We start from the raw sequence: 6,076 nt of genomic DNA on the forward strand, positions 1-6,076 counted from the left end.
GTCCCGGGCCCTCGATAGGGGCCGGTGTACCGATCGGCAAAGCACACCGCAGCGGGGTGGTCATGGCAGGGCGAGGGCGACTCTGCTCCTTACTGACCTGGTTGCGGCGGGTTGGCTGGTGGGGTGAGTGTCGGCGGTGGCTGCGAGGAGGAGGGCGAGGTGGATGCCTGCGGAGTGCTGGCTGAGGGTGTGGGCGGTGTCCAGGAGTCTGGGGTGGAGGTGGGCGGGCAGGGACAGGGCGATGCAGGCGGCGCGGCCGGGCATGGCCAGGGGGAACGCTGCGCAGACTTCCTTGTCGGAGTATTCGAGGAGGTCGAACTGGCCGGCGTGGGGTCCGTGTGATGCGGGAAGAGGCGTGGTTCTGGCACAGGGCCCCCGAAGCCGACGAGCGCGCCTTCACGCACGTCGTCGGCATCGACACCAACACCAGCTTCCTCTCCGGGTCCTCCCGGCTCCTGGTCGGCGACAGCGACCCCGTCCACCACGCCCGGCCCACGTTCGACCCCCGCATCCCCGGAGCCTGGCGCGTCGACTTCTCCGGCGCCGACATGGACCCGCGCCTCCCGAACCCCTTCACCGCGAACGGGCAGCGCCCCACCGGCCCTGGCTGGTACACCACCCAGACCGTCGACTACGCCCGCAAGCTGGGCCTCAACCCGCAGCCCATCGAGGCCTGGCTCCGTACCCCCCTCGGTGCCGGCTGGCTCGACCCCTGGAACGAGCGCCTGGCGACCGCCTACAAGACCACCATGGCCCGCCTGGGCATCACCGAGGACATGACCCCCGAAGCGTTCTTGGAGGCCATGGAGCGCTACGAGAACGGCGAAGGAGACCCGGCCGAGCGACTCGTCCTGCGGGCTATCAAGCAGTCCGTGAAGTCCGGCGTCGGCAAGCTCAACGCCAGCCCCGCCCGCTACCGCGACTACGTCGACGGCCAGCCCTGGCCCGAGCTGGAAAAGCCCTGGTGGCGCCCCGACATCCGCGCCTCCATCATCTCCACCGCCCGCGTCATCCAGCACCGCCGCATCGCCAAGACGAAGGAGCTCACCGGCCGATCCCCGCTCGCCGCGTACAGCGACTGCGTCATCTACCCGGCGAACACCGCCTCGCCGCTGGAGCTCATCCCACGCAAGGACGACGGAAGCCAGATCCCCGGAGCCTTCCGCCTCGGCGTCGCCCCCGGCTGGGCCAAGCTCGAAGGCACCCGCTCCATGGACTGGTACCTCCAAGCCCGCGAGCAGGGCAACCCCGCCCGCTACATCGCCCCCCGTGAGGGCGAACGAGTCGACGAAGGCGAGTGAGGCACCCCATGGGAAAGATCCTCGACGGTCTCCGCCGCGCCGTATACGGCAAGCTCACTGACCAGCAGGCCATCCCCAAGACCACCAAGGGCCAGGCCGCGGCCCTCCTGCGGGACGAGAAGAAGACGCGGGGTGAGGCCGGCGCGGTCCAGCGGGCCGCAGCACGCCTGGGCATCCACCCCGACAGCTTCCGCCGCTACCTCAACGGCAAGCGCAAGAACCCGCCTGCCCAGATCCAACAGAAGCTGGACAGCGAGGTCAGGGCCAACTGGAAGCCCCGATTGCAGAAGCAGGTCATCAAGGCGGCCCAAGCGGGCCCGGTCCGGGTCAAGGGCAAGGCGGAGTTCGGTTACAGCAATTCCCGTTCAGGAGCGACGACCCCCGACCCGCGCATGCGGCACATCGCCGAAACCCTGCCGCCCCAGTACGCCACTCCCCTCTTCCAGGCACTGGAAGACGGCGATGAGCAGGAAGCCCAGAGGATCCTCGCCCTCTACATCCAGGTCGAGAAGATCCACGAAGCCGGCGGGGACAACGAGTACACCGAGATCCAGTTCGGCGACATCCGGTTCATGGACTTCGACATCTGACATGGCTGTGGCCCCCGAGGACGCACATCCCGGGGGCCACAGCCACGCTCTGGACTAGCGCTGGCGCCAGCCTTGCTGGAAGTCGATCTGGCCGTCTACGGAGCTCGTCTTCTGTGCGGCGTAGACGACCCGCCAAGAGGTCGCTTCGGCATCGCGAAGCCACCACTCCCCGAGCTTGACCTGCCGGTATCCGCTGACACCGTTCGCCTCCAGCGCCTGACCGATCACCAGGCCAGCCGCAGCACGCTGCTCCTGGTCCATCTCCTCCAAGGCGCTCAACAGCTGGTACGCCAACCCGGTGCCGTCACCGTTCAGAGCCCGCAGGACCTGAGAGGTGATGTTCGGCGGCATGAAGATCGCGCTCCCAGATGCCTGCCACAGCCGGAACCAGAAGTCCTTCGGGTCCTCCGACGGAACCGGCAGGCCACCCATGAGCGACACCAGATGAGCCGTTGCTGCGTACGCATCCGAGTGGGCCACGGCCAGCAGCGCCACGTTGGCGACCTGCTCCACGCTGAGGCCGGCCGCAGTGAGCTCGGGCGTCAGGTTGAGATGCACCTCCAGAAACTCGGCGAAGGTGTGGGGCTGGTGTACGTCAGGAACCACGAGACCTCCTGGATGACCCGGCACAGTGACGCCGAGTACGGCGAGTTGCCATCGTCTCAACGCCTCCTGCCCGGTGCCGTTGTTTCCTACTGGATTGGCTGGTAGGCGCCTGTTCCTGAGGGGCTGGACGTCTCAAGGAGATGTATGAGAAGTGAGTCAGACCTCGCCGTCTTCTGCCTTGCGAGGGCGGCGACGCCGGAGTGCTCGCAGAGCGGCAGCGCCACCAGCCATTGCGGCCGCCGTGACGAGCTGTGCAGGTAGTTCGGTGAGAAGCCGTGCACCATCAGAGCGATCGAGTGGTTGAGCGAATCGAACATCAGCAGAACTCCGGTCAGAGGGGCGCCTGTCTCAGGCGCGACGATGATCGTGCGATCGCCCGCTTCCAACCGGGCGCACTCCACACACTTCATCTGCTGTGATAGGCGGGTCCAGTTGTCCGGGTGAGGGACCGAACAAGGACGAACAACGACCAGTTGTCCGCTTCGAGTCAGGGGGGAACAGTTGCCAAAGGGAGGACAGCGCCGCACACGCCCGTGGGGAGAGCTGCGAGGTGGCACTGAGGAAGCCAACCGGCTGGCTCAGTTGCTGCGTACCTGGCTCGATGCGGCTGACATGCGAGTCGACGATGTCCTGGCAGAGCTGAAGCCGGAGCACTTCACAAGCGGGAAGGTGCCTAGCCGCACCACCGTCTCGGAGCGGCTGGCAGGCATTGGTGTCCAAGACGACTTCGTCCAGGCTTTAGCCGACATCTGCTCACGGGATGTCCGCAGCCGTGAGCGACTGATGCACCAAGTCAAAGAGCTTCGGGAACAGACACTTGCCTCTCCACACAAGTCCCAGAACTCCAGAGCGTCGGGTGAGTCCCTTGCGGCAGAACTTGTCATCGTTCAGAAGCGGTCCCTGGATGTCTCAGACAAGCTCACAAGAGCAATGGAGCGGGTGACAGAGCTCGAACGAGAACGCAACAGCGCGAACCACATGGTGCTGCTGCTCTTGGCTATGGTGGACAAGCTCCAACGTGACATCGCTATCCTTGCCCGGCAGCGAGACCGGCTCCATACGGCGACCAGTGAAATGGCGACACACGATGTTGAGACACGCCTGCTGCAGAGTGAGCGCCAGCGGACCACGGCGGAGTCTGAACTGAAGCGCGCACAGGAAGAGCGCAGTAGAGCTGACCTTCTTGCGGCAGAAGCCGCCGAGCAGGTACGCGTCCTGTCGATTGAACTAGACCGCCTTCGCGGCCAGCTGTGGGCTCCCGAAGCCGAGCAGCTCCCAGAAAGCAGCCTGCAGACGATACCGGAGGTCCCTGGCAACGACTCCGCAGACATCGATGAGGCTTTGGCCAAAGCTGCGCATCACCTGGATGACAGGTCTGGTCGCCTGGATCGACTTGCCGAGGAGATGAGTCGGGACAACTTGCCGGACAACCCTCCTAGCAGCGGTGTTCCCGCGGACAACTGGCTAACGGGGGTCATCGCCCCCCGCGGTTCCTACGTGAACATGCACCTCTTCGAACGACCGCAAGGGCGGAACGACGATCCGAAGCCACAACAGGCATACCTCCAGGACTTGGCCCGCGAGAGCGTGGCCTTGGGTCCTTCCGGCTTCGTCCACTCGATATCAGAGCTGAGAGCAACAGGATCAGGCGGTGTCGTCGACGAGGTGATCCGGTTGGTCGGGAAGGATAGTGCCCCTGCTGCTATCGGCCCCTTGCTTACGGCCCTCCTAGATGCTGAACTCGACGCGGACTACAGCAACCTCGTGGCTGCTGTAGGCCGGCTTAGAGAGCCCATAGGCCTCGTGTTTGAGGTCTTGCGTCAGCACGGACTCACCGACGAGCTGCACGCAGTTTTGGCCGCTGTCGGAGGAGAGAGGCATCCCTCCCAGGTGCCATTCGTCCTGGATGACCTGAACGAGGACGAACGAGATTGGGTACTGGCTGCTGCCGGGAGACGGCCTCTTCACGAGCTTCGAATGCTGCTCAATGAACTAGAAAGTCTTGGAAGAAAAAGGGAAGCAGCCCGCTTGGGCGCACAATGCTGGTACAGGATTGGTGGAGAGAGAGTCCGGCAGGAAGAGACCGAGGCCCCCTCGACCAGGCGCGTCACTCAGCAGCCAAGGGCTGAGGAGGGGGATAGCCACGACGTTTCCCGTTCGCGACCGCTGCCCATGTACGGCCTTCCGATTTCTACACTAGTTCGCGCGGCGATAGGAGCCGACCTATCAAATAGATCTATGGCACATCACCGCGTCTATGCATCCTGTGAAAACCCAACGACCATTTCCAACCTAGCGCTCGGACTTGGTCTTCCCTTCGAGCACACGACCAAGCTCGTGGTGGATCTCCTCAACGACGGTGCTCTGGAAGCCCCTGGAACCTCCGAGTAGCGGAATCGCTTGCCGCACAGCGCTACCGTAGACACAGGACACGAGTTTGGAGTTGTCATGAGTACCCCTGACCCCCAACCGCCGACCACCGGGCCCCAAGAGGCTTCCCAGGCAGCCGACTCGCTCCTCGCCTACGCCGCACGCACGCGTGCAAGAGCGAATGACCTGGCCGCTTTCCTCGAAGACGTCGCCGCCCACGGCGTACCCAGCGTGGAGGAGACCACTCCGTGGGAGGTCGTACGGGATCGGCGTCTCGCCGAGCTCGATGCTGAGCGAGGACATGTCGCCTGATGGCTCGACATCCCGGCCGGCGAGCACGCATCGCCTTCAGCGACAGTGCTACCGACCAGATCAACAAACTCGGCCGCCAAGAGATTCACGCCCTCGACCGTTCCCTGGCGGCCCTCTCGGTGGACCCCACCATGGGCGAGCCCATCCCCGGCTCTACCCCCGAACTACGCCGCTATGACGACGACCTCGAAGAGGTCACCGTCAGCCCGTTCTCGGCGGGGGTGCTGGCGGCGACGTGGACTCGTTCGAGCCGGTCAGGGTGGCGGTAGAGGAATGTCCGGTCGACTCGCGCCGCGCGGGCGAGGCCGGAGACGGTGATGTCTCCGCCGGACTTCACCGCGGTGTCGATGGCCTTGAGGACGCGTTCGCGGCGGCGGGCCGAGTCGGCCCGTTTCCCGTCGATCATGGGGTTGGTCATCCGGTGGGCCTTTCAGGGCGAAAAGATCCTCGGGCGGCCCAATACGGGGCAGACCGAGGGCCACGACACGACGGGTTCGGCGGACGTGATGAGGCTCTTTGAATCTCCCCACCCCCTGCTCGGGGTTGGGCCAGAGTTGTTCACCGAAGTTTCCCACCCCGCCCCGAACGACCGAGTCCGGAACGCTGCAGCTCCGAATTCGCCCGACGGCCAGCCGCACTTCGGCCGAGACGAGCCGTCCAGGGCCCCTCCGCGACTGCCGCCAGAAAGGAGACGGCCTCCACCATGCAGTCCAGGCCGTCGCCACCATGCACAACCTCGCCATGACCCGGTGAAACAGCAGGCCAAGCACCACCCTGGCCTGCCCGAAAAGGACCTTTGGCAACAACCTTTAGACGTCGTTTCCTTTGGCGTGATCGTTCGTTGAGCCGTGCATGACGAGTCTGGTTGAGCATTTGGTGCCGGAGGAGTTGTGGGTG

At 65.0% G+C, this 6,076-nt stretch carries 5 protein-coding genes and 1 pseudogene; 4 read left to right on the plus strand and 2 right to left on the minus strand.

Annotation, left to right across the window (positions count from 1 at the left end):
• Positions 1–341: 341 nt before the first annotated feature.
• Together ACS04_RS32990 and tpg are read left to right on the plus strand one after the other, a co-directional pair.
• Positions 342–1,301, plus strand: coding sequence for a hypothetical protein (locus ACS04_RS32990; protein WP_053081092.1), 960 nt, complete (start codon positions 342–344; stop codon positions 1,299–1,301).
• Positions 1,302–1,309: 8 nt separating this feature from the next.
• On the plus strand, positions 1,310–1,891 hold the full coding sequence (gene tpg / locus ACS04_RS32995; protein ID WP_048480538.1) for a telomere-protecting terminal protein Tpg: 582 nt from the start codon (positions 1,310–1,312) through the stop codon (positions 1,889–1,891).
• 54 nt (positions 1,892–1,945) lie between these two features.
• Here the strand turns inward: tpg and ACS04_RS33000 are convergent, their stop codons facing one another.
• The gene (locus tag ACS04_RS33000) at positions 1,946–2,497 is read right to left on the minus strand and encodes a hypothetical protein (RefSeq protein ID WP_245236676.1); all 552 of its coding nucleotides are present in this window, start codon (positions 2,495–2,497) and stop codon (positions 1,946–1,948) included.
• A 612-nt stretch (positions 2,498–3,109) separates the two neighbouring features.
• Here ACS04_RS33000 and ACS04_RS37940 point away from each other — a divergent pair.
• Positions 3,110–4,888, plus strand: a complete 1,779-nt coding sequence (locus ACS04_RS37940; protein WP_158977782.1) for a DUF742 domain-containing protein — start codon at positions 3,110–3,112, stop codon at positions 4,886–4,888.
• 463 nt (positions 4,889–5,351) lie between these two features.
• Here the strand turns inward: ACS04_RS37940 and ACS04_RS38505 are convergent, their stop codons facing one another.
• Positions 5,352–5,597 carry a DUF6262 family protein gene (locus ACS04_RS38505; RefSeq protein WP_053081093.1) on the minus strand — a complete coding sequence of 82 codons (246 nt, stop codon included), beginning with the start codon at positions 5,595–5,597 and terminating at the stop codon, positions 5,352–5,354.
• Positions 5,598–5,842: 245 nt separating this feature from the next.
• On the opposite strand from ACS04_RS38505, the pseudogene ACS04_RS39895 reads away from it, so the two are divergent.
• Positions 5,843–5,932 (plus strand): annotated as a pseudogene (locus ACS04_RS39895) (IS5/IS1182 family transposase); the annotation flags it as partial.
• Positions 5,933–6,076 lie beyond the last annotated feature (144 nt).

The organism is Streptomyces roseus, from assembly GCF_001044425.1.
GTDB classification, from domain to species: domain Bacteria; phylum Actinomycetota; class Actinomycetes; order Streptomycetales; family Streptomycetaceae; genus Streptomyces; species Streptomyces roseus.

Bases quoted from the DNA above. Each gene is read 5' to 3' on its own strand.
- ACS04_RS32990 (WP_053081092.1), top strand. From the start codon at position 342: ATGCGGGAAGAGGCGTGGTTCTGGCACAGGGCCCCCGAAGCCGACGAG.
- tpg (WP_048480538.1), top strand. From the start codon at position 1,310: ATGGGAAAGATCCTCGACGGTCTCCGCCGCGCCGTATACGGCAAGCTC.
- ACS04_RS37940 (WP_158977782.1), top strand. From the start codon at position 3,110: ATGCGAGTCGACGATGTCCTGGCAGAGCTGAAGCCGGAGCACTTCACA.
- ACS04_RS38505 (WP_053081093.1), bottom strand. From the start codon at position 5,597: ATGACCAACCCCATGATCGACGGGAAACGGGCCGACTCGGCCCGCCGC.